This is a genomic window from Clostridioides sp. ES-S-0010-02, assembly GCA_020641055.1.
Lineage (GTDB): Bacteria > Bacillota > Clostridia > Peptostreptococcales > Peptostreptococcaceae > Clostridioides.
Window position 1 is genome coordinate 4,204,333 of the sequence record CP067345.1, and the last position, 25,117, is coordinate 4,229,449.

At 28.9% G+C, this 25,117-nt stretch carries 21 protein-coding genes and 1 riboswitch; all 21 genes read right to left on the reverse strand.

Annotated features, from left to right (window positions below):
• Window positions 1-5: 5 nt before the first annotated feature.
• On the reverse strand, window positions 6-482 hold the full coding sequence (gene rimI, locus JJC01_19655) for a ribosomal protein S18-alanine N-acetyltransferase (protein ID UDN58337.1): 477 nt from the start codon (window positions 480-482) through the stop codon (window positions 6-8).
• Window positions 472-1,188: a tRNA (adenosine(37)-N6)-threonylcarbamoyltransferase complex dimerization subunit type 1 TsaB gene (gene tsaB, locus JJC01_19660; protein ID UDN58338.1), complete on the reverse strand. Its 717-nt coding sequence runs from the start codon at window positions 1,186-1,188 to the stop codon at window positions 472-474. Before tsaB ends, rimI begins: the two co-directional genes overlap by 11 nt.
• Window positions 1,188-1,640, reverse strand: coding sequence for a tRNA (adenosine(37)-N6)-threonylcarbamoyltransferase complex ATPase subunit type 1 TsaE (gene tsaE / locus JJC01_19665; GenBank protein ID UDN58339.1), 453 nt, complete (start codon window positions 1,638-1,640; stop codon window positions 1,188-1,190). Before tsaE ends, tsaB begins: the two co-directional genes overlap by 1 nt.
• A gap of 140 nt (window positions 1,641-1,780) precedes the next feature.
• Entirely contained in the window at window positions 1,781-2,821 is a 1,041-nt protein-coding gene (locus JJC01_19670) for a DUF4116 domain-containing protein (protein ID UDN58340.1), read from the reverse strand.
• Between the two features lie 336 nt (window positions 2,822-3,157).
• Entirely contained in the window at window positions 3,158-3,763 is a 606-nt protein-coding gene (locus JJC01_19675) for an ECF transporter S component (GenBank protein ID UDN58341.1), read from the reverse strand.
• Between the two features lie 125 nt (window positions 3,764-3,888).
• Window positions 3,889-4,006, reverse strand: a riboswitch (FMN riboswitch).
• 59 nt (window positions 4,007-4,065) lie between these two features.
• A complete protein-coding gene (locus JJC01_19680; GenBank protein ID UDN58342.1) occupies window positions 4,066-5,232 on the reverse strand; it encodes an amidohydrolase in 1,167 nt (388 codons plus the stop codon).
• 147 nt (window positions 5,233-5,379) lie between these two features.
• The gene (locus tag JJC01_19685; protein ID UDN58343.1) at window positions 5,380-7,521 is read right to left on the reverse strand and encodes an RNA-binding transcriptional accessory protein; all 2,142 of its coding nucleotides are present in this window, start codon (window positions 7,519-7,521) and stop codon (window positions 5,380-5,382) included.
• Window positions 7,522-7,667: 146 nt separating this feature from the next.
• Window positions 7,668-8,775 (reverse strand): peptide chain release factor 2 gene (gene prfB / locus JJC01_19690; protein ID UDN58344.1). Its coding sequence is split into 2 segments (ribosomal slippage): window positions 7,668-8,699 and window positions 8,701-8,775, totalling 1,107 coding nucleotides; the frame shifts between segments, so codons are not numbered across the junction.
• 14 nt (window positions 8,776-8,789) lie between these two features.
• Window positions 8,790-11,465: a preprotein translocase subunit SecA gene (gene secA, locus JJC01_19695; GenBank protein UDN58345.1), complete on the reverse strand. Its 2,676-nt coding sequence runs from the start codon at window positions 11,463-11,465 to the stop codon at window positions 8,790-8,792.
• A 131-nt stretch (window positions 11,466-11,596) separates the two neighbouring features.
• Entirely contained in the window at window positions 11,597-12,148 is a 552-nt protein-coding gene (gene raiA, locus JJC01_19700; GenBank protein ID UDN58346.1) for a ribosome-associated translation inhibitor RaiA, read from the reverse strand.
• 565 nt (window positions 12,149-12,713) lie between these two features.
• Complete coding sequence (locus tag JJC01_19705) at window positions 12,714-13,388, reverse strand: copper homeostasis protein CutC (protein UDN58347.1); 675 nt, start codon at window positions 13,386-13,388, stop codon at window positions 12,714-12,716.
• Window positions 13,389-13,390: 2 nt separating this feature from the next.
• Window positions 13,391-14,443, reverse strand: coding sequence for a Sapep family Mn(2+)-dependent dipeptidase (locus tag JJC01_19710; protein UDN58348.1), 1,053 nt, complete (start codon window positions 14,441-14,443; stop codon window positions 13,391-13,393).
• Between the two features lie 53 nt (window positions 14,444-14,496).
• Window positions 14,497-15,456: a N(4)-(beta-N-acetylglucosaminyl)-L-asparaginase gene (locus JJC01_19715; protein UDN58349.1), complete on the reverse strand. Its 960-nt coding sequence runs from the start codon at window positions 15,454-15,456 to the stop codon at window positions 14,497-14,499.
• A gap of 93 nt (window positions 15,457-15,549) precedes the next feature.
• Window positions 15,550-16,068 carry a glycine/betaine/sarcosine/D-proline family reductase selenoprotein B gene (locus JJC01_19720; GenBank protein ID UDN58350.1) on the reverse strand — a complete coding sequence of 173 codons (519 nt, stop codon included), beginning with the start codon at window positions 16,066-16,068 and terminating at the stop codon, window positions 15,550-15,552.
• A 10-nt stretch (window positions 16,069-16,078) separates the two neighbouring features.
• Window positions 16,079-17,413: a PTS cellobiose transporter subunit IIC gene (gene celB / locus JJC01_19725; GenBank protein UDN58351.1), complete on the reverse strand. Its 1,335-nt coding sequence runs from the start codon at window positions 17,411-17,413 to the stop codon at window positions 16,079-16,081.
• A 38-nt stretch (window positions 17,414-17,451) separates the two neighbouring features.
• On the reverse strand, window positions 17,452-17,778 hold the full coding sequence (locus JJC01_19730; GenBank protein UDN58352.1) for a PTS sugar transporter subunit IIB: 327 nt from the start codon (window positions 17,776-17,778) through the stop codon (window positions 17,452-17,454).
• A 26-nt stretch (window positions 17,779-17,804) separates the two neighbouring features.
• Window positions 17,805-18,113 carry a PTS lactose/cellobiose transporter subunit IIA gene (locus tag JJC01_19735; GenBank protein ID UDN58353.1) on the reverse strand — a complete coding sequence of 103 codons (309 nt, stop codon included), beginning with the start codon at window positions 18,111-18,113 and terminating at the stop codon, window positions 17,805-17,807.
• 139 nt (window positions 18,114-18,252) lie between these two features.
• Window positions 18,253-20,157, reverse strand: coding sequence for a transcription antiterminator (locus JJC01_19740; GenBank protein ID UDN58354.1), 1,905 nt, complete (start codon window positions 20,155-20,157; stop codon window positions 18,253-18,255).
• A gap of 343 nt (window positions 20,158-20,500) precedes the next feature.
• On the reverse strand, window positions 20,501-21,283 hold the full coding sequence (locus tag JJC01_19745; protein UDN58355.1) for a ComF family protein: 783 nt from the start codon (window positions 21,281-21,283) through the stop codon (window positions 20,501-20,503).
• 2 nt (window positions 21,284-21,285) lie between these two features.
• The gene (locus JJC01_19750) at window positions 21,286-23,505 is read right to left on the reverse strand and encodes an ATP-dependent RecD-like DNA helicase (GenBank protein UDN58356.1); all 2,220 of its coding nucleotides are present in this window, start codon (window positions 23,503-23,505) and stop codon (window positions 21,286-21,288) included.
• A 271-nt stretch (window positions 23,506-23,776) separates the two neighbouring features.
• Complete coding sequence (locus JJC01_19755; GenBank protein UDN58357.1) at window positions 23,777-24,874, reverse strand: hypothetical protein; 1,098 nt, start codon at window positions 24,872-24,874, stop codon at window positions 23,777-23,779.
• Between the last annotated feature and the right edge of the window lie 243 nt (window positions 24,875-25,117).

The following is a 25,117-nucleotide window of genomic DNA, read 5'->3' on the forward strand; positions in this document are numbered from 1 at the left end:
AAACTCTACACCTCTTTTAATTGATTCCACATTATAATTGCATCTTCTTTGTTATCATTATAGTATTCTTTTCTGATTCCACCCATTTTAAATCCATATTTTCTATATAGATTTTGTGCTATTTTATTTGATGCTCTAACTTCTAATGTCATAGACGCAATATTATTATCTTTACATAAATCAACTAATCTTTTTATTAACTTATCTCCTATTTTTTTGCCTCTATAGTCACTATGAACAGCCACATTATTTATATGACCTTCATCAAGTATAAGCCAAATTCCAACATATCCAACTACTTTTCCATCTAGTTTTGCTACTATATACTTTGCTACTTCATTAGATAACTCTTTTCTAAAAGATTCTTTTGACCAATAATCTTCAAAACAATTTTTTTCCACTTCAAAAACTTCATCTATATCTTTAATAGTCATTTCTTCTATTTTTACATCATCTATTATTTGTTTTGTATTATCTTTCATTATTTATCCTCTTCATTTTTTCGTCATATTGTACTTCGGCCTGAGATTTTCTGATATACATAGGGTTTATTGTATAACAAGTATGTACATCTATATTTTTACTATATTTATTTAGTGCTACAGAACATAAGCTTCCTGCTTTAGATACATTATGAGCTGGTGAAGGTATCTTTATATTTTTTACGTTTTCTAGCTCATCCTTATATTTATAAACAGCTTCTCCAACTATTATAAATTCTTCATCACTTGATTTAATTTCCTTTAGTAAAGTTTCAAATTCTACAACATCGACACTATCTAACTCTATTAACTCTCCATCTTCAAACTTATATTTAGCTGAATACACCTGATTTTTTTGTGCATCTAATATAGAGCATATTTTTCTTTCACATAAATTCATATTACCTGCTAAAGATTCTAAAGAATTTACTGCTATTATTGGTAGATTATTTACATGGGCTATAGCTTTTACTGTAGCCATACCTATTCTAAGACCTGTAAATGAACCAGGGCCTATACATATAGCTAACAAATCCATCTCTTTTATGTTTAAATCACTTATATCCAACATATTTTCTATCATTGGCATAAGCTTTTGTGAATGAGTTTTTTTGTTATTTACTGTAAACTCACAGATTAAATTATCATCTTCAACAACTGCTACACTTGCTGCCATAGAAGATGTATCTATACCTAATATCTTCATTATTTAATCAACTCCTCAACTATACTTTTATAATAATCTCCTTTTGGAGTTAATATCATTTCTCTTCCTTCATCTTTGTACCTTAATTCTATGTTTAAATATTCTTTTGGAAGTATATCTTCTATTAAATTACCCCATTCAATTATACAGATTCCATTTGAATTTATATATTCATCATATCCAATATCATACATTTCATCACTACTACCAATTCTATAAACATCAAAATGATACAAAGGTATTTTTCCTTCATATTCGTTTATTATAGTAAAAGTTGGGCTTGTTATATAATCATTTATACCTAATGAGTCTGCTAAGCTTTGTGTCATTGTGGTCTTTCCAGATCCTAAATCCCCCACTAAACAAATTACACTACCTCCTTTTAATAATTTACCTAATTTATATCCTATTTCTCTAGTTTTACTTTCATTTTCTAAATATATTTTTGCCATTAATTCATCTCCATCTTGATATAATCGTCGTGTGAATTTATATCACTGCTTAATTAATTATAGTATAAGCCCCAACTATTATAAAGTACTTCTATTTATCTTTTTTGTTTATCTTTCAATATTAATGATTCTATTAAAACTTATATATAATCATCAATAGCAATCCTTACATATTCTTTTGCCTTACAATTTTGTTTCAGGGCTTCTTTACATATTTCCTCTGATTGCTCTTTTACATACTTGAGAGATTTATAATTTTCTTTTACTGCTTCAATGCACATTTTTTCTGTTTGATTCTTTATATACATAAGCATCTTTCCATTTTGTCTTACAATCTCTGTACATATCTCTTCTGTATAGTTATCTATGTAATTTAGTACATCTTTAATATTGTACTTTTTATCCAAGTATCTTATAGCTCTTATACATGTTTCTTCTGTCTTATTATTAACAAATTGTAGGCTTCTTCCATCTTGTTTAACTGCTTCTAAACATATTCTTTCTGTTTGCTGATTTACATATTGTAATGCCATACCATTTTGACTTACAGCTTCAATACACATTTTTTCTGTTTGGTTTTGTACATATTTAAGTGCTTTATAGTTTCGTTTTATTGCTTCTATACATAATTCTTCACTTTGTTCTCTAACATATGCAAGACACCTGCCATCTTTTTTAATTGCTTCTAAACATATTTTTCTTGTTTGAACCTCTAAAGCTTTTAATATACTTACAACATCTATATTAGAAGAACATCTTATTGCTTTTATAATAAGTTCTTCTGTTTGACTTCTTACATACTTAAGTGCATTGCAATCTTTTTTTATTGCTTCAAGGCATATATACTCAGTTTGTTCTTTTACATATTCAAGTGCTCTATAATTGTACCTTATAGCTTCTAAACATAATTCTTCTGTTTGCTCTTTTACATACTTCAAAGCTTTATAATTCTGTCTTATAGCTAAAATACACATACCATCTGTTTGATTATTTATATTTTCTAATTCATGATAGTCATACTTCACTCTTTCCATATTTTCAATATATTCATTCGTAATATACTTTAAAGAATCTCCTAACATTTTACTATCAATGCCTATATGAATATTTTCCCAATCACTATTAAAATAATACCCTTTATCGTCTAAAAATACTTTTTTCATTTTTTTACATACTTTCATAAATCTACTCTCCTATCATCATTAAATTAGTTATTATTAAGAATTACAATTCAAAACATTATTTATTCTTAATAATAACTTTATTTTTTGTCTATTATGAATTCGCTCTGCATATTGTAGATACCTTTTTAGTATTTTAATAGTTAATCGTTTTAATTCTTCCTTTATTTTAAAAATTAAATCTGTCTAAATATTTCTTATTTTAAATACATTTTTTGATAAATTAATAAAGCCATAATGTATTTAATACATCAATCACAACATGAGACTGAAGTTATAAATAAATTATGGCTTTCCAATATATTTAATTTTAAAATTTTATATTTTCTTGTCTGATTATTTTTTTATTACATTTCCCATTTTTTTATAAAGTGGTAATGTTACTAAAGATATTATCACAGCTTTTAGTACATTAAATGGAGCTATCATCCAAATTACAAAAGTAAATAGGTCATGAATCTTAGGATTTATAGCTGAACCTAACCCTATTATAGCATCTAGTCCCATAAATTGACCATAAAGTGGTAACATTACAAAGTAATTTAACACTGAGCCAATTATAGTCATAGCTATTGTTCCTAATACAAATCCAATTAATATGCCTTTTAAATCTTTACTTTTCTTATATGAATAACAAAGTATCATTACATAAGAACCACCAATTAATATATTTGCAAACTCTCCTACTCCTCCAGTTGTTGTTGCTGTAATCGCTTGTAGTATATTTTTTACTACAACTATTCCAAATCCAACTAATGGTCCTAAAGACATCCCTCCAAATATTGCTGGAATATCTGATAAGTCAATTTTTAAGAAATCTGGAAATATACCTGGTATTGGTGCTTGAATAAACATTAGTAAATAAGATATTGCTGATAAAATTGACATTACTACTAAAGTTCTTGTTGAAATCATATTACTTCTTTTTGCTGTACTTTGCATAATTATTATCCTCCTAATAAATATATTTATATTTTTTTAGGAAAAACAAAAAACTCGAAGACCTTATCTTCGAGTTTTTATGGATATAGTTTAAACAAACTAAAATAAACTTATTTATATTCCATAAATATCTTCTCTCATCCAGACTTTACTGTCGGCTTTGGAATTTCACCAAATCAACCACATAAGTAGTTCGCGGGCTATACCGCCGGTAGGGAATCTCACCCTGCCCCGAAGATCTTCTTTGATTTTTTAATTTTCCTTACACTCTTATATTAGTTAATTTTTTAATAATTGTCAAGTTATTTTTTTTCATACACTACTTTCCCATTTATTATAGTGTAAAGTACATTACTTTGAATCTCTAGTGGAGAATTATCCCAAATTACTATATCTGCATCTTTACCAACTTCTATAGAACCTACTCTATCTTCAATTCCTAGAGTCTTAGCTGGATTTATTGTAATGGATTCTATTGCTTTTTCTTCTTTCATTCCATGCTTAACTGCTATCCCTGCACATATTGGAAGATATTGAACTGGTATTACTGGATGGTCTGTCATTATACATACATCAAGTCCTGCATTTGAAAGTATTCCAGCTGTATTAAACGTTAAATTTCTAAGTTCAAATTTAGACCTTTCTGATAATGATGGCCCTACTATTACAGGAAATCCTTCTTCCAATAGCTCCTCCACTATAAGATGACCTTCTGTACAATGGTCTAATGTAAGCTTTAAATTAAACTCTTTTGCAATCCTTATGGCTGTGAACATATCATCAGCTCTATGGGCATGTGCTTTAAAAGGAATTTCTCCTCTTAAAACGGGTATTAAACTTTCCATTTTTATATCATATTCAGGTTTTTCACAATCTTCATCATCATGACTTTCATACAGGTCGACTTCCTCTAAATATTCTTCTGCTTTTTTAAGATTCTCTCTAAGTAATGAAGCTATTGCCATTCTAGTTTGTGGAGATTTATCATCTTGACCATAACAGCTTTTTGGATTTTCTCCAAAGGCTATTTTAGATGCTACTGGATTTTTTATTACCATTTTATCAATTCTTTTCCCATAGGTCTTTATAGCTATACATTGACCTCCCATAACATTTGCACTTCCAGGAGTTGTACATACAGAAGTTATACCACCTTCAAAAGCTTCTTTAAATGTTCTGTCCATTGGATTAATCCCATCTATAGGATTTAATTGTGGTGTTATTGGGTCAGTTTCTTCATTTCCATCTGCTCCTTCAAATCCTATACCATCTTCCCACAATCCTAAATGAGTATGGGCATCTATAAACCCTGGAAACACAAATTTACCACTTGCATCTATCACCTCTACATCTAAAGGTGCTATTAAGTCTTTTCCTATCTCTATTATTTTTCCTTGGTCTATAAGTATATCTCCCTGAATTATTCCATTTGTTATGGTATTTATATTACCATTTTTTATAAAAACCATTCATTTTCCTCCTGATTTTCAATACTATACTAACTATTTTAAATATTATCTCTTTACAGTCTCATTTCATAATTTCTTAAATTTTTTATTATGCTACTTACATTTATAATTGTTACACATAAGTATCATAACTAAACATAAATTAACCTATTTTTTCATTGATAATGCAACTCTTTTTTTATTTAAATCAATTCCAATTACCTTTACATCTACTATATCACCTACTGTAACAATACTCATAGGGTCTTTTACAAAGCTATTACTCATTTCTGATTTATGAACTAGCCCATCATTTTTTATTCCAATATCTACAAATGCTCCAAAATCTACAACATTTCTTATTGTACCTTTTAAAGACATCCCTTCTTGTATATCTTCAATTTTTAGGACATCAGTTCTAAGTATAGGCTTTATTCCTTCTTCTCTTGGGTCTCTTCCTGGTTTTTTAATCTCAGCTATGATATCTCTTAAAGTAACTTGGCCTACTTCCAATTTTTCACTTAATTCTCTCAAACCAATTTCCTTAACTTTTTCATCTATTTCTTCTATATTTTTATTTTTTACATCATCCAAAGAATATCCTATTATTTCAATCATTTTTTTGCATATATCATAACTTTCAGGATGTACACCTGTATTATCTAGAGGATTCTTTCCATCTAAGATTCTCATAAATCCAGCACATTGAGTAAATGCTTGAGGGCCAAGTCTTTTTACTTTTTTCAGTTGTACTCTTGATGTAAAGTCTCCATTTTCTTCTCTATATGCTATTATATTTTTTGCGATAACCTTACTTATTCCTGCAATATGCTCTAATAGAGAATATGATGCAGTATTTAAATCTACTCCAACACTATTTACGGAATCCTCAACAACTCCATTTAATACTTCTTCTAATCTCTTCTTATTTAAGTCATGTTGATATTGGCCTACACCTATACTCTTAGGGTCTATTTTCACAAGTTCTGCTAAGGGGTCTTGTAGTCTTCTCGCTATAGATATAGCTCCTCTTATTGATACATTTATATCTGGATGTTCTTCATTTGCGAGTTCAGATGCTGAGTAAACTGATGCACCAGCTTCGCTGACTATAACATATTGAATGTCTCTATCTATCTCTTTTATCATTTCTGACACAAATGTTTCTGACTCTCTTGATGCTGTCCCATTTCCTATTGAAATTATGTCTATATTATATTTTTCAATTAATTCTTTTAAAGTCTTCTTGGCCCCTTCTACATTATTTTGAGGGTCTGTTGGATATACTGTTGTATAGTCCAATAATTTACCATTTTTATCTACAACCGCTATTTTGCAACCAGTTCTAAATGCAGGGTCAAATCCCATAACTACTTTATCTTTAACTGGTGGTTGAAGTAATAAACTTTTAACATTTTTTCCAAATACACTTATAGCCCTTTCTTGAGCTATTTCTGTCAGATGATTTCTTATTTCTCTTTCTATCGATGGGAAAATTAATCTTTTATATGAATCTTCTATTGAATTTACAATTTCATCTTTATTCTTAAAGTTTTTATCATTTACATATTCATTTACTATATAATTTAAAACTTTATCATTATTTATTTCTAATTTAACTTTTAAAAAATTCTCTTTTTCTCCTCTATTTATTGCTAAAACTCTATGTGGAGCCATACTTTTCACTGCTTCACTATAATCGTAATACATATCATAAACTGATTTCTCATCAGTAGAACTTTTACTAACTATCATTCCTTCTCTTAAAGCAAGCTCTCTTATGTATTTTCTAATCTTCGCATCATCTGAAACTGTTTCTGCAATTATATCTCTTGCACCTTTTAAGGCATCCTCAACAGAAGTTACTTCTTTTTCTTCATTTATATAACTCTTCGCCTCTAAATCTATATTATCTAGATTACTCTCTAGTATTGATACTGCTAGATTTTCTAACCCTTTTTCTTTTGCTATTGTTGCTCTAGTTCTTTTCTTTTGTTTATATGGAGCATATATATCTTCTACTTCTTGTAGTGTTTTTGCTTTTTCTATATTTTGTGTTATCTCATCTGTTAATTTTCCTTGTTCATCTATTAATCTAACTACATCATCTTTTCTACTTTGAAGGTTTCTTAGATACATCAATTTTTCATAGAATTCCCTTAATGTGACATCACTCATCTCACCAGTCATTTCTTTTCTGTATCTAGCTATAAATGGTATTGTATTTCCTTCATCAATAAGCTTTAGCGTATTATTTATTTGTTCATCTTTGAGATTAAATTCATTTTTTAAGATTTGATTTATATCCAATTTTTTTCACTCCTAATGTTAGTTTTTTCATAAGTATAACAAACAGAACGAAGGCTGAGGGTTGTAGTCCTCAGCCTAAGTGCTGTAAAGTGCATAGTAAGCACTAACCTTCTTATATATCTATCCTAATTACTGTACATTGTTTATTAAACTGTCTTATTCATTTTTAAGTATTCGTTGATAAACAAGTCTATATTTCCATTCATCACACTATCTACATTTCCAAACTCAGCATTTGTCCTATGGTCTTTGACTAACTTATATGGTTGGAAAACATAGGACCTAATTTGGCTACCCCACGTTATTTGTGAGTATTTGCCTTGTATATCTTCTATTTTTTCCTTTTGCTCTAATTCTTTTAACTCTATCAATTTTGCCATCAAAAGTCTCATAGCTCTATCTTTATTTAAATGTTGAGACCTTTCATTTTGACACTGAACCACTACACCAGTAGGAATATGTGTTATTCTAACAGCTGAATCAGTTGTGTTTACATGTTGTCCTCCAGCACCAGACGCTCTATATGTGTCTATCTTCAAATCTGATGAATTAATTTCTACTTCTATATTTTCATCTAACTCTGGTGTTACATCTATAGAAGCAAATGAAGTATGTCTCTTTCCTGATGGGTCAAATGGAGATATTCTTACCAATCTATGAACCCCTTTTTCACTTTTTAAATATCCATAAGTGTTGGTTCCTTCTACAAGAATTGTAGCTGTCTTTATTCCCGCTTCAGGGTCTGATATTATATCTAAAAGCTTAACTTTATAACCCTTACCTTCTGCCCATCTTATATACATTCTTAAAAGCATCTGAGCCCAATCTTGAGCATCTAGACCCCCAGTTCCAGCATTTATAGATAATATAGCATTATTTTTATCATACTCGCCATTTAAAAGAGTTTTTATTTTCATCTCAGATAATTTTTCTTCTATTGATTCTATAGACATTTCTATATCCTTTTCAACAGAATCATCCTCTTCTTCTAGGCCTATTTCAATCAATACTTCTACATCTTCTAATAAGTTTTTTAGACTTTCATATTCATCTATAGTTTCTTTTAAAGCTTTGTTTTCTTGAAGTACTTTTTGCGCTACTTCATTGTCATTCCAAAAATCTTGTTTATTTATCTTCTCTTCATTAATTTTTATCTTTTCCATCAATGAAGCTACGTCAAAGAGAAACCCTCAATTCTTCTAAATTTGAAGCTATTTGCTCCACACTATGTCTATACTCTTGTATCTTTAACATTTAATCCTCCAAAACTATCTTCCACAACAGTTTTTATATTTCTTACCACTTCCACAAGGACATAAATCATTTCTTCCAACTTTTTCATCTTTTTTAATAGTTTTGCTTGTTGGAAGAGTTCCATCTGAGGGAGAAGTTAGATTTTCAACATCTACAACTGCTTTTCTTTCTACTGGAGCCTCTATTGTTATATTAAATAAATATCTTACAGTATCTTCTTTAATATGTTTATTCATCTCATCAAACATATCAAAACCTTCCATTTTATAAGCAATAACTGGGTCTTGTTGACCTACAGCACGAAGCCCTATACCTTGACGTAATTGATCCATTGCATCTATATGGTCTATCCAATGATTATCAACAGCTTGAAGTAAGATAACTCTCTCAACTTCTCTCATTCTTTCATAACCTATTTGTTCTTCTTTTGCAGTATATATCTTCATAGCTATTTCATAAACTTTTTCTGTTATTTCAACTGGATTAAGCTTTTCTATCTCTGGGATTTCTATACTACCTTTTGGTAAGAACAGATTATACATATGTTCCTTAAATCCTTCTTCATCAAATCCTTTATCTTTTGTATAAAGAGTCACTGATTCTTCTATTATAGAATGAGTCATTGATTGTACTTGCTCTTGTAAATCTTCACCTTCTAATACACGTTTTCTCTCTGCATATATTATTTCTCTTTGCTTATTCATAACATCATCATATTGAAGTACATGTTTTCTTATTCCAAAGTTTTTACCTTCGACTTTCTTTTGTGCACCTTCAATAGACTTAGATAATATTCTATGTTCTATAGGCATGTCTTCTTCAAGACCTATTTTATTTACGATTCCAGATATTCTATCGCTTCCAAACAATCTCATAAGGTCATCATCAAGACCTATATAAAATCTTGAGCTACCTGGGTCACCTTGACGACCAGCACGACCTCTTAACTGGTTATCTATTCTTCGAGATTCATGTCTTTCTGTACCAATTATAGCAAGTCCACCTGCTTCTACTACTTGTTTTTGTTCGTCTTCTGTTTGTTGCTTAAATTGTTTATATAATCTTTCGTACTCTGCTCTAGCTTCAAATAAAATTTCATTTCCTGCCACAGGTATTCCTTCTATTGGAGTATCAACTCTATTTACTACATCTTCTTTAAATCCATTTCTTCTCATTTCTCTCTTAGTTAAGAAATCTGGATTCCCACCTAAAACTATATCAGTACCACGACCAGCCATGTTAGTAGCTATTGTAACAGCTCCAAGTCTACCTGCTTGAGCTATTATTTCTGCTTCTTTATCATGGTGTTTAGCATTTAATACTTCATGTCTAATACCTTTTTTCTTTAATATTTGTGATAGTAGTTCTGACTTTTCTATCGAAACTGTACCTACAAGTATTGGTTGATTAACTTTATGTCTTTCAATTATTTCTTCAGCTACAGCATTAAATTTACCTATCTCACTTTTATATACACAATCTGGCAAGTCTTCTCTTACCATAAGCTTATTAGTAGGCACTTGGAAGACATCCATTTTATATATTGCTTTAAACTCTTCTTCTTCTGTTTTTGCTGTACCAGTCATACCTGAAAGTTTTTTATACATTCTAAAGTAATTTTGGAATGTTACAGTAGCTAGTGTTTTAGATTCTCTCTGTATTTTAAGACCTTCTTTTGCTTCTATTGCTTGATGCAAGCCTTCTGAATATCTTCTACCAAACATAAGTCTACCAGTAAACTCGTCAACTATTACTATTTCTCCATCTTTAGCAACATAATCAACATCTTTTTTCATTATTACATGTGCCCTTAAAGCCTGATTTATATGGTGATATAACTCTGTATGAGATATATCTGTTATATTATCAACATTAAAATATACTTCTGCTTTTTGTATACCTGATGCTGTTAGAGATACAGCCTTATCTTTTTCTTCTAATTCATAGTCATCAGGTTTTAAAGTTAACACAAATGTATTTGCATCTGAATATAGGTGAGTTGATTTATCTCCAGGGCCAGATATAATAAGTGGTGTTCTAGCCTCATCTATAAGTATAGAGTCGACCTCATCCACTATCGCATAATTTAATCCTCTTTGAACTCTTTGCTCTTTGTGTATTACCATATTGTCTTTTAAGTAGTCAAATCCATATTCATTATTTGTACCATAAGTTATATCACAATCATATTGTTCTTTTCTAACTTTTGGATTTTGACCATGTACAATAACACCTACACTCATTCCTAAAAACTCATAAACTTTTGCCATTTGGTCTCTATCACGTTTTGCAAGATAATCATTTACCGTTACAACATGTACACCTTTTCCAGTAAGAGCATTCAAATAAACAGGAGCAGTTGCAACCAAAGTTTTACCTTCACCTGTTTTCATCTCAGCTATTCTTCCTTGATGTAATACTATACCTCCAATCATTTGAACTCTGTAGTGTCTAAGACCTAATACTCTTTTAGAAGTCTCTCTGACTACTGCAAATGCTTCTGGAAGTATATCATCTATACTTTCTCCATTTTCTAATCTTTCTTTAAATGTATTTGTCATATTTTTAAGTTCCGAGTCTGCCATAGATTCAAATTTAGGTTCTAATGAATCTATTATATCAACAGTCTTATTGAACTTTTTCAATTCTTTTTTATCTGCCATGTTGAATAAACTATCCATAAAGCTCATATTTTACATCTCTCCTCGTTCTTTATTGTACTATTATTCATTTTACCATAAAAACTATACTTTTAATATTAATTTAAAAAGCTATCGATAAATAATTTATCGATAGCTAATATGATTAAATCTAAATTGCTTTATTCATGTTCTATTATACCATATCCGCCATTATGACGTTTATAAACTACAGCTATTTCATCTGAATCTATATTCTTGAACATATAGAAATCATGTCCTACTAATTCCATTTGTAATACAGCTTCTTCTTCGCTCATTGGCTTAACACTAAATTTCTTACGTCTTTGAATTACTATATCTTGATTTTCATCTTCATAATCTTCTTGTTCATCTGCTAGATTTATCTCTGCATCTTGGAATCTTATACTCTTATTGTCTTGATGCTTATCTTGTAATCTCTTTTTATATTTTTTTAATTGTTTGCTTAATTTATCATATACAACATCTATAGCTGTGTATAAATTCTCCTGCATATCTTCTGCTCTAATTATAGGACCATTTACAGTAGCTATTGTTACTTCTATTTTTTGTCTTGTTTTTTTAGCACTTACTGTAACCTTTACATCAGTGTCTGGATGAATGTAATTATCTAACTTACTTAACTTGCTTTCGATTTTATTTTTTATTGCATCAGTTAATTCGATTTGTTTTCCAGATATAATTATGTTCATAAGTACATCTCCCTTCAATTATGCCAGTATAAGAAAATTTATACTTAAATAATATATTCTACACGAAATCTCATAATCCTTCTTTTATTATTAACTTTTATGATTTTTTCTATTCAATTGATAGAATTATTTTTCATTTTTAATCACCTTAATGCTTATGTGGATTAATATTATAACAATACCCTGTGGATAATGTGGATAAAACTGTTAATAACTCTTGTTCCTGTGTATTTAAAGCTATTTTTATTATCCTTTCTATCCACAAATATCTCCAATAATTGTTTATTAATATGTGAATTCATGTCATAAAGTGGTAATTTTAGGAAATTATATGTATTATATGTTACTTAACTTTTATAAATTTTTCATAGTTATCCACCTTCTAAGACCTCCATATTTCATTTTTTCTTTCACTATTTAGTTTAACTTCAAAATTATCTAAAAATAGTAAAGCATCATAACAATAATTTCTTAATCAATACTCATAATATTCATATACCCAAACTACAATTGACTAACACTCTTTATTTAATCTAATAAGTTATATAAATTATATATGTTTATATTATTTCGAAATTATATCCACTAATTGTTTTAGCTTTTGTCTGTCTATATCTTCAAATGGATTTTTATCTATTCTAACAGCTGTACCAAAATGAAAATTATTTGCCTTAGTTACTCCCTTTATTTCAACTATATTATTAAAATTAAGACCTCCACCTAAAAGAATTTTTATATTATTAGAGTTAAGCATCATATCTTTTATAATTTTTATATTCTCTCTTATACTTCCCTTTCCCCCTGACGTTAATATATTTGTAATTCTGTCATAATTCTTTAAAAGATTAACACTTTCTATTGTATTTGATTCATCTATTGCTCTATGAAATGTAACATCAAGATTATCGCAATATTGCAACAAAAAATTTAAATTTTCTTCATCTATATTATTATTCTTGTCTAACATTCCAAATACAACTCCATTAGCTCCAATCTTTTTGACTGTATTTATATCTTTTAACATTATATTTATGTCTTCTTTACTATATACAAAGCTTTTAGCATGTGGTCTTATCATTACGTTCACAGGTATCTTTACACTGTTAACAACACTTTCTATAAGTCCAAAACTTGGTGTTAGCCCTCCTTCAGTTAAAGCACTAACTAATTCTATTCTATCTGCGCCACAATCTTCTATAATCTTAGCGTCTTCTACTGTCATTCCTATTATCTCTAGCATAACTACTCCTTTGCTAATTCATATATTGCATTTGAAAATATCTTTGCATTTAAGATTATATCATCTATATCCATATATTCGTCAGGATTATGTGCTATTCCTTTTTGTCCTGGAAACGAAGGTCCAAATGGAACTATATTTGGCATTACTTTTGCATATGTACCTCCATTAGTTGTTACTGGAGTACCATCTAATGATGTTACTCTTTCATAAGCTATTTGAAGTTTTTTAACAAGCTCACTATCCTTATCAAAATATACAGGATTAAAATTAGAAATTACTTCTATCTCTGTACCATTGGGAAAATTAGATTTTATTTCATCTAAGACATCTTCTAGTTTATAACTAAATTCATATTTTACCTTTATCTCCAGTATTATGTAACTATTCTCTTTATGTAACTCTTGATTTGTGACAATCACCTTTTCAGACATATTTTCTATAAAGCTTAGAAATGTATCTTCCTTATAGTTACAGTTATTTTTGATTATAATTTTCGCCATACCTTTTTCACCATATACAACAGGATATTTACAATCTGGTGTGAACCCCATTATAGGAGGTTTTTCCTTTTTTAAATAATATGGTATATCTTTAAATCCACTTTCTTCATTTGTGCCAAAAATTATCCTAACTTTTTTATCTAACTTTAAACCTAATTCCTTAATAACATATAATCCATATAAAGCACACATTATAGGTCCTTTATTATCTAATACCCCTCTACCATAGATTTTTCCATTATATATTTCTCCTCCATAAGGTTGATATATCCAATTTTCCCCTTCATGTACTACATCTACGTGGCCAATTACACAGATATAATCTTCGCTATCTCCATATTCTGCATAACCAATATAATTGTCTAAGTTTCTAACTTTAAATCCTAATTTTCTTGAAATTTCTAGTGCTTTATTGAGTGCTTTTCCTACCTTTTCGCCAAAAGGGAAGTCATTTTCTGACTCCCCTTCAACGCTAGGTATTTTTACAATATCTACAATATCACTTAATAAATGTTCTTTTATCTCGTCTACTTTATTGTTTATAATATTCATAAAAATCTCCTTTTAAATATTAAAGACTCTACTTTACTGCATAAATACAAACTTTATTCACTTACTTCTATTGGAGCCTTTATCCTAGCTTCATATGCTTCCATCCACTCGTTTGACACAACCTTATGTATAGTTTTACCATCTATTCTATTTGATATATACACTGTAGGTGCTTCTGCTTTAGTAGCTACTGAGAATGTAAAGTCAGCTATGTTTGTAGCTACTCCCCATTCTCCTTTATTATTCATAGCAACTAATGATAAGTCTCCAGCTTTTCCTCGTCTTTTGATAAGTTGTTCATCTAACTCATTTACTGCTATATCACATGCCTCTTGTGGATGTTTTCCTTCTTTCATAAGTCTAACTATCTCATATGATATACACCCTTTCATCAAATCTTCTCCAAGACCAGTAGCTGTAGCCCCTCCTATGTTACTATCAACGAAAAACCCTGAACCAGATAGTGCAGAATCTCCTATTCTACCTCTTTTCTTCATAAATAGACCACTTGTTGAGGTTGCTGCACACATCTTTCCATCTCTATCTAAAGATATCATCCCAACAGTATCATGACCAGCATATGGGCTTAATCCTTTATCTAAAGTTTCTTTTTTTCTCTTCTTATAATGTAGTTTCGCTCTATCTGTTAACATATTTTTTCTTTCAAATCCATTTTTATGGGCATATTCTTCAGCTCCTATTCCAACTAAGAAATTATTCACTTTCTCATAACTTAGTTTTCTAGCTATGCTGACAGGGTTAGAATAATCTCTTATACCTGCAACTGCTCCTATATCTAATGTGTTTCCATCCATAAATGCAGCATCAAGTTCTACTTCACAATTTTCATTTGGAAGTCCTCCATATCCAACCGATTTATAGAATGGATAATCTTCGACTCTTCTTACAGCAAGTTCTACAGCATCTCCTGCTTCCATTCCTTTTTCTAAATGTTCTGATGCTTCAGTGATTCCTTCTATAGCCATTCTCCATGTTGCTATCATTCCCCACATATCAGAAAATCCCTCCTTAATTATAGAAACTCTATCCACATACTTTAATGTAAATAATATTTTACTTAAACCTGTCCCCTAGTAAAGTGTTAATTAATAACAAAATTCTTCTTTCATTAAAGTTATGTCTTCTTTATTTGCTATTGAATTTGCTAATTTACATATATTGTTTAGTGAATCATTAAGACCAATTCCACCTTTTTTAGGTGTCTTAACTATACATATATCATTTTTGTATTCGTTTATTACGTATGTATTTTCTTCTGACATAGCTGCAAAAGCTGGTATATCTGTTTTATTATTTATATTTTTAGATAATATTGCTGACATCTTAGAAAAATTTTCATAGTTAAAACTTGGTCCACAAATTACTACATCAGGATTTAACTTTTTAACCATAGCTATCATTTTATTTGTCACTTCTTCTTCATTGTTTATAAAAAATTCATCCCCACAGAAAAGTGTCGCTATTACTTTAGATTCTTTTAAAAATGGTTCCATCATTACACCTGGACCTAATGGACTTGATTTTCCAGCAGGAGGTATATTGCTTTTTTCTTTCCCACCTGCACCTGCTTGTATTTGATCCAATATCATAACTATTTTCTTCATAATTTTCCTCCTATAATACTAAATCATCAAAAGATATATCATCATCTTCCTCTTCAACATTTGTTTTTTCTTCTTTTAAATATTGTTTATCTAACATCTTTATAAATGGCATGTACATAAATATTCCTAGTACAAGAAGTATTATTTGTAATAAAGCACCTTGCCATCCTGTTGTTAGAAATCCAGAGAATATAATTGGAGTTGTCCATGGTAATTGAACTCCATTTGTAAGTGGTACTAATCCTGCTGACATACAGAAATAGGCTATTATTATGTTTATTGTTGGAACTATTGCAAATGGTATCAATAATATTGGGTTAAGCATTATTGGTAGACCAAATATTAATGGCTCATTTATTCCAAATATCCCTGGTAAAATTGATAATTTACCCATTGATTTTATACGTTTACTTTTGCATATAAGTAACATAGCTATAATTAAGGATAGTGTACTACCTGCCCCACCAAATGTTGCAAACATATCCTGGAATTGACCAGTTATTATGTTTGGTATTTTTGAACCAGCTTGAAAAGCCGCTAAATTTTCAGCTGATAAAATTTTTAATATTGGATTATAGACAGCTCCAACAACACTACTACCATTTATTCCAAAGAACCAGAATAAATGTAAGAATATATAAGCTATTGCCATAGCACCTAAACTATTTCCTAATTTTAATAATGGCATTTGTAAAAACTTAAATATAAATTCATGTATACTTCCATATGGTGTAGCTTCAAAAGCAATCTTAACTAAAAAGAAAACTACCATAACTATTGCACTTGGTATTAATGCAGCAAATGATTTTGAAACAGTTGGAGGAACTCCATCTGGCATCTTCAATGTCCACCCTTTTTTGACAACTACTGCAAATAACTTAACAGATGTTATTGCGGTTATCATTCCTACAAACATTCCCTTAGAACCCATCCAACCTAATGGGATACCAGTTACCATATAGACTGCCTTTGTTCCTTCTGGTGTATATGGTATTACAAATGGTGTAACTATAAAAAAGGCGACTATTGCAACTGCTGCTGATGCAATTGGGTCTACATCTATTTGTTTAGCATAAGAGTAACCAATTCCTAAAACTGCAAGTAAAGTCATTACTTCAAAAGTCGCTATAGTTGGCTGTTGTAATTTTACTGCCCAATCTGGACCAAAAATTTGACCTACAAATTCGTCCCATCCTTTTATTGGGAAGTTTGCTACTAATAAAAATAATGACCCTATTATCAATAATGGTGATGATACTAAAAAACCATCTCTAATTGCAATTAATAATTTATTTTTACCTATTTTTTCAGCCAACGGCATAAGTATTCTTTCCAATTTATTCATCTATCCACCCTCATTTCTCAGTATCTTTTTACTATATTTTAAGCTTGTTTAGATTTTATTAATTTTATAGCAAGCTTTAGTACTTTTTCTCCATTCATAGTTCCATAATCAGTTTCATTTATTATATCCACAGGTTTTCCTTGAGCTTCAAACTTTGGCTTTAACTCCTTTAGCATGTATTTAACTTGAGGTCCTAACAATATACAATCTGGATTCTTCTCTGCAACTATCTTATCAATTTCTGCTATTGGAAATGCTTCTACTTCTATTGGTAAATTGTGTTCATCTGCTACTTTCTGCATCTTTCCTGCAAGTAAGCTTGTTGACATACCAAAACTACAAAATAAATATACTTTTCTCTTCATTATCTTAAATCCCCCTTAATTACTTTTTATTTTAATTTTTGAATTTCTTTTCTTAGCACTATCATTTCTTTTATAAGGTTTCTTTCACTCATACAAGTCATTAAATGGTCTTGAGAGTGAATTAGTAAAATAGATATATCTGATTTATTTCCTCCTGCTTCCTTTTGTATAAGTTCTGTTTGTACTTTATGTGCTTTTAATATTTCTTCATTTGCACTTTCGATTAATTCATCAGCCTTTTCAAAATCGTTTTCCTTTGCACAATCAAGAGCTTCATAAAGCATAGATTTTGCATTTCCAGCATGAATTATAATCTTTAATACTATTTCTTCCATTTCTTCCTCCTAAATTACTTGTCTACTTTTAACTGATTTCTATCTGATAGATATATAATATCTTATAAAAACAAAAAAACATGCACAACTTTTTCCACTACATGGAAAATTTTGTGCTTATTCACATTTTGATATAAATTTATATAAGAATATTTTTTATATTTTTAATATCACAATTACTTAGCACATCAAGCATATTTTCATCTTCTGTCAATTTAGATATTTCTTTGAATAATTCTCTAAATACTTTTCTATCATCCTCTTTTTTATAAGCTAATAAAAGTATAATCTTTATGTATTTTCCATTTCTAATTTTTATTGGTGTTTTCAATCTTGCAAAACATAAGACAGATTGTTTTATATACTTCATATCTCCATGAGGAAATAATATTCCTTTCCCAACATTAGTTGGATATGCCTTTTCTCTTTCTATAATAGAATTTAAATATTCTTTATCTGCATAATGCTTTTCGATTAATAAATTAGTTAAGTATGCTATAGCCTCATAAATATCATTATGTTCTAGCTCTCTTATTAAATAATCAGACATCATTAATCTATTCATAAGTTTATATGATGTATCTTTTTCTTTTATTTTGTTGGTAAATTCTTTGAGTTTATTTTCATCTTCATCAGTAAATAGTGGTGTTGTTATAAAAATTGGCTTTTGTACATTTTCATATTCTTGAAATGCAATTATAAAATCTATCATTTTATTGAAGTTATCTCTTCTTAAATCTTCTTCCCTTAGTGTTTCAACTATTTCTATATTATTAAATCTCTTTTCTATCTTTACTTTTAGTAACATACTTACTCCAAAACTAAATGGGCACACGATACTTGCTTTTTTAGTTGATTCTCTCTTATTACTTTTTCTTTCTAAAGATGTTTGAAAGTGAAGAGTAAGATAACCTATTTCATCTTCAGTTATTTGTGTTCCTTTTTGCTCAATTCCTATTGAATTTGAAATTACTGTAAATAAAAAACAAAATTTATTTTTTATATTATCTAAAAGTGGATTTTCCAAATAAACGTTACTTTGCATTTGGTGCATTGTAACATTTAAGTGACATATTAATTGGTCATAAAGCAATATATCATTATTAAAGTTTATACCCGATTCTTCTGATACCAGATTTATAATTCTTTTTGTATACTCTGATAATTCTTCATTAAGGTATAGTGATTTTTTAGTATCTTTACTATTTATTTGTTTATTCATGCCAAGTATTAGTGATTCTATAAATAATTTTTCTTCATGGTTTAATACTATAGATAGACTGGATTTCAACTCATTTTCTATATCTAATATAAGAATTTCTAACTTTAATTCTTTTTTAATATTTACTATTTCAAAAGAATTCCCCAACCTTATTCGTATGATATTTATAAGTAAAAATAACATCAATTGCCTGAATGAAACATCTGTAAGTCTTATATCCATTTTATCTTCTATTATAGACATTATATTTTTGACAACTATTATGTCTACTATATGGAAATATTCTATTTCATCCATGTTTAGTCTGTATTTATCTATATATTTAAATAAAAATGCCACTAACATTATTCTTATGTCTTTCTCATTTCCCTCAATACATATACCACTGCCCGTTTTAGTTGAAATTTTCAAATTATAATTACTTAATTCTACTGATAATGTATTTATTTCTTCCCTAACAATATTTTTATTTATATACAATTTATTGGACAAATCATTTAAGGTAATCTTCTTATTATTGCAAAGTAATAGATTCAATATCTCAACTTGTTTATGGAGTTCACTATTTACTCTTTTAACTTCACCTCTTAACTTCTGGTTTACTATTATTTTATCTGTATCATCTCCACTAAACTTAATTCCTATTTTAGGCTTTCTTTTAATATAAGCACTACAAAAAGTAGACAACCATTCATCAATGTACTTACAATCATTTCTTATTGTTCTCTCTGAGCACTCAAAATCGTTAGCAATGTCATTGATATTTATAAATTCTTCTTTCAATAGCAATACTGTCAACAAGTTCTCTTGTCTTTTGTTCATATATATCACCTCTTTATGATTCAATCTAAATTTATTATATATAAAAAAGAGCTACACATAAAAACATTATGCTAGCTCTCTTTTAATATGATATTTAGCTGACCTGGTCTTTGACCCCACACTCGCCTACTGGAGGGTTCGCTTGGGTTCGCCGCACTACTACTCTCTCTCGATTTTATTATCGGTAGGTCTTACTTCTAAGCCGCACCATGCTCATTAACCCAATTTTTAGTGTTAACTTACGTGGATCCTTTTGCCTGCGACTGGCTTGGACTTTCAACCACAGACCTAAATATCACTTATTCATTTTAATATTTTAAAGTAAAATTGTCAATATATAAGATTATTCCATAACGTAGTTGTCATTTGCTCTTGTAAGCAACGTCATTACAAAAACCTTATTAACACCAGATAACTTTAAAATCTTAGATATTTCATTTGTTGTCACGCCAGTTGTAAATATATCATCTATCAAAAGTACATTTTTATTATTTATTAATTTAATATTTTTGTTAACAGCAAACACATTTTTTAATTCCTTTTTTCTCTCTTGTTTACTTAACTTATAAAGCATCCTTGTATTTTTTTCCCTGGATATACAATCTAACATTGGAACATTGATTATTTTACTCAAACTCAAAGCTATTTTTTGTGCTTGGTTAAATCCTCTTTTATTAAGTCTTTTCTTATGAAGTGGAACAAATAATATATAATCAAACTTCACATTTTCTAAATCCAACTTTTCTTTCATTATTTGCGCTATGTATTTAGCCATAAATGTTTTTTGATTGTACTTTAATCCTAATATTATTTTTTTAGTTATCTCGTTGTATTCAATACAGGAGATTGACTTGTCAAAATAAAAACTTTTATCAAAACAATAGCTACATCCTTCAATAAATTCTTTTTCAAGTGAATGATGTATTATTGGCTTTCCACATTTTATACACCCATTTAGTATAAAATTCATTTCATTAAAACAACTTTTACAGACTGAATAGGTATTAGTTTTTTTTATTGATTTATCACAAATTATGCAATTTATATTTTCAGGATAAATAAAATCCAGACATTTATTAATTAGATTTCTAAGACTCTTAATAAAATTATCATTGCATATTTTCATATTTACTCTATCAACAGCCCTTCTTGTTTGAATTTGTTTAACTTATATCCTAAGTTTGAATATCTTTGATTTACTCTGTTATTTTTTATCATATATTCCAAATATTTGACATCTCCAACTAACACAACTAATTTTTTTGCTCTTGTCACTGCTGTATATAATAAATTACGACTTAGTAACATAGGAGGAGCCCAAGTTATTGGTATCACTACGACTGGGAATTCACTTCCTTGACTTTTATGTATGGTTGTACAAAAACTATGGTCAATCTCATCTAATTCATCATATAAGTATGATACAATTTTAGTTTGGTCAAATAGTACATAAATAGTTTTCTTATCCTTATCTATATGATATACATAGCCTATATCTCCATTATATATACCTTCCCCACTTTCCTTTTGGTCTTCTGTCTCCCACTTTTTTGTATAATTATTTTTTACTTGCATTACCTTGTCACCAACTCTAAACAACCTTTTAGAAAAACTTTCTTCTACTTTAAACTTCTCCTTTTTGTTAAGATACTTTTGTAACTCTATATTAAGATTGGTAACTCCTAGCTCTCCTTTTCTCATTGAAGATAACACTTGTATATCTTTTAGTTTATCAACATTATAAAATTTAGGTAATCTTTCATTTACCAAACCTATTATTTCATTTAATATCTCTTCATTTGTTGATTTTCTTATAAAAAAGAAGTCTTTTCCCTTTGTATTTAAATGAAGTGGTTCTCCATTATTTATCTTATGCGCATTCACAATTATCATACTTTGTTGAGCTTGTCTAAATATTTCATTTAATTTGACTACATTTATAATATTTGAATCTATCATGTCCTTAAGTACATTGCCTGCACCTACAGAAGGTAATTGGTCGCTATCCCCAACTAATATTACTCTTGTTCCTAATTTTATTGCTCTAAGTAAATTATACATTAAGATAATATCTACCATTGATACTTCATCGACTATTATTACATCTGAATTTATTGGGTCTTCTTCATCTTTAAAAAATGTTAAATCATCATCTGTTGAAAATCCCATTTCTAATAATCTATGTATAGTCTTTGCTTCTTTATTAGAAGTTTCACTCATTCTCTTAGCTGCTCTTCCCGTTGGAGCAGCTAAAGTTACACTTTTCCCATTATTTTCAAATATATCTATAATTGCATTAATAGTGGTAGTTTTTCCAGTACCTGGCCCACCAGTTATAATTAATACGCCACTGTTCACAGATTCTTTAACTGCTAAAACTTGCTTCTCTGCTAACTTAATATTCTTATCATCTTCTAAAATTTTAATTTCATTTTCTATATCTATATTCAAATCTTCAAATTCATACTGCGACAATTTTACTATTTGACTACATACTCCATTTTCAGACAAATAGTAGGGCATAAGATATATGAGATTTTCATTATTTACTTTTTCTATATGTATTTTTTGATTATATACCAACATCATTACACATTCTTTTACTATGTCTCCACTTAACTCCAACAATTTTTCCGAATCTTGTATTAGAATATGTTCTGGCAAATATGTATGCCCATTACTTAGTGATTTATTTAAGGTATATAATATTCCTTGGCATATTCTATCTTTAGAATTCTTATCTATACCAATTTTATTAGCTATACTATCAGCTACTTTAAACCCTATTCCTCTTATGTCTTCAGCAAGCTGATATGGATTTTTATTTATAATTTCTATTGCACTACTTTTATATTTTTTATATATTTTTAGACAGTAATTGGGTGTTATTCCAAAAGGAGATAGTTCAATTATTATGTTTCTTAGTTCTCTATCTTCTTCATAACTCTTTACTATTTGCTTTACCTTTTTACTACCTATCCCCTCTACTTCTTGTAATTTTTCTGGGTAGTTTTGTATTATATCTAGTGTGTCAACACCAAACTTATCAATTATTCTCTTAGCCATTTTTTCGCCAATTCCATGTATCATACCAGAAGATAAGTAAACATAAATTCCTTCCAAAGATGATGGTGTCACTGGCATAAAACTATTCACTTCAAATTGAGTTCCATAAATTTTGTGGTTTACCCATTTACCTTCAACCTCTATACTCTCTCCCATTGCTAAAGTAGGCATACATCCTACAACAACAATTTCATCATTTTCATTTACCAGATGAGCTATTGTATAGCCATTATCTTCATTTTTAAAGACTATTTCACTTATCATTCCTTCTAATTTTTCCATTTTTATCTCCTAAAAATACTAATAATTGTTCCGTTCGTATGTTAGTATACTTAAATATATTAAGTTCTATGATAGGATTCTATCAGAAAATTTTTCTATATTTTTATACTTAACTTAATTTCTAACTATTATACATTTTATCAGAAACAAAAAAAATCTGCACCCTAAAAATATGGTACCTTAAAGTAAAGGTACCATATATAAATAATTATTTTATTTCAACCAGCTTACTTCTAAAACATAGATTAAATTTCACAAATTTATTTTGATATTAATTTACCTCAGATTTATTTTCCTTGTATCCTTCAGTTTTGGTAATTCTTCGATAAAGCATACATAGTAAAATTAAAATTCCCATATAACCTGTATATGGATATAATGTCCCTACAAGCTTATCAAATGGTAATAATCCTCCTATACATGCTAATATGCTTACTACTACTGTTATTATTTTAAATTTAGGATGGTCATCTTCCACAAATCTATTAGTTACTGACCATAATAATGGTACAGCTGTAGTATATATTCCTAATAAAAGTACTACTGAGAATAAAATACCTATAATTGGAGATATCTTGTCAGCTAAATAAAGAGCTGGTATTTCTTTTGTGTATATATTTCCTACATCTGAAAGTAATGCTAGATTCATCATTATAGCAGCTGCCATAAGGGCTACTCCACCTACTATACCTCCCCATACAGCATCTTTCTTATTTTTTGCTGAAGCTCCCATTCCAGTTAAAAATGTTATTACTATTATTACATTATAGCAAGTATAAAGTACACCTGAGAAATATCCATTTGATGTAGCAGTTTTAACGTTTAGACTATCAATTATAGCTCCTGCATTTGATAAAGCACCAATATTACTAAATAGACTAATTGCTCCTACTAAAAGTGTAAATATTATTATTATAGGACCTATATTACCTAGTATCTTTGAAAGCCTTGTCAAACCTAGAGATACAGTTATTAGGGAAACGATTGCCATACCAATTCTACCTACATATGGATTTAGACCATAATACTCTGATAATGTAGCTCCTGCTCCTGCAATCATTATTACTAATGTACCAAACAAAAACAATGGTCCAAACCACTCAAAAAATGTACCAAGATATTTTCCACAATATACCTGATAAATCTTTATTGGTTCTTTAAGCTTTAATTCTCTCCCTTTTTCTATAACTTCTGCTCCAAACCATGAGAATAATACCATAGATATTATTCCTCCTATAATTCCAGCATACCCATAAAACGTAAAGAATTGTACTATCTCTTGACCAGTTGCAAATCCAGAACCTATTACAGTCGCTACATATGCTCCAGCAAAACTTATAACCATTTTGATGTTTATTTTATCCGACATACACACTACTCCCTCCTAAATAAAATAAATTTTTTAATAAGTAAAATTTAATGTAAGTTTATTAAGACTATATTAGTTGTATTATTGATGCTTTTCAATATTTTTTGAATTATTTAACATTACTTAACGAAATCTTAACCAGTTTTTAACATATTCCTTCTACTATGTATTAATTTAATGCAATATTATATAATGAAATATATTAATCTCACTAAATAATGTTTATTTATTATATGATTTAAA